Annotated in this window: 1 protein-coding gene; it reads left to right on the top strand. The window is 47.8% G+C overall.

The annotated features are described in order from the left end of the window. A partial coding sequence (locus Q0795_RS17195) for a hypothetical protein (protein WP_298891803.1) occupies positions 1 to 232 on the top strand: 232 nt, incomplete at both ends.

Here is a 232-nt window from a genome sequence, read left to right as displayed (position 1 = left end):
GAACCTTTGAAGCTGGTTATCTGCTGACTGTCAAAGTAGGCGACACTGGCCATGTCTTGAAGGGCATTGTGTTTGATCCTCATCGTTGTGTCCCTATTTCAGAAGAGAATGACATTGCACCATTGATCCCCATGGCAAGGCCGGTAGGAACCTTTTATTCACCGACTGAAAAACCTAGTCAGGCACTTGTTTCAGTGCCAGTCCATCCTGCTGCTGCTTCATTTGATGTCGC

The sequence above is a fragment of the uncultured Serinicoccus sp. genome (assembly GCF_947487915.1).
Taxonomy (GTDB): domain Bacteria; phylum Actinomycetota; class Actinomycetes; order Actinomycetales; family Dermatophilaceae; genus Ornithinicoccus.
The sequence above is the reverse complement of the archived record's forward strand: the minus strand, read 5'-3'. Positions and strand labels throughout refer to the sequence as shown.